This is a genomic window from Staphylococcus canis, from assembly GCF_016238445.1.
GTDB classification, from domain to species: domain Bacteria; phylum Bacillota; class Bacilli; order Staphylococcales; family Staphylococcaceae; genus Staphylococcus; species Staphylococcus canis.
Genome location: NZ_JABANU010000104.1, coordinates 1 through 255, shown reverse-complemented (window position 1 = coordinate 255; position 255 = coordinate 1). Strand labels below are relative to the sequence as shown.

Genomic DNA, 255 nt, shown 5'->3' with positions numbered 1-255 from the left:
AAGACCGTCGGTTAAAGTCTTTAAAAGACTATTTCTATCGCTTTTCTCTTGAAGAACGTAAACGCGTTCAAACCGTATCTATAGATATGTATCAACCATATATCGTCTTAATTCAAGAGTTGTTCCCCAATGCGAAAATCATTATTGATCGTTTTCATATCATTCAGTCTTTAAATCGTGCACTAAACATGGCAAGAGTTTCAGTTATGCATACTTTTAAAAACATTGATCGCCCTTTATATAATAAGTTCAAGC

1 protein-coding gene is annotated in these 255 nt (G+C 33.3%); it reads left to right on the top strand.

The window, feature by feature from the left end; all coding sequences use genetic code 11:
* Positions 1-255: transposase (locus HHH54_RS11110; protein WP_198618833.1), on the top strand; the 255-nt coding region annotated here is incomplete at both ends.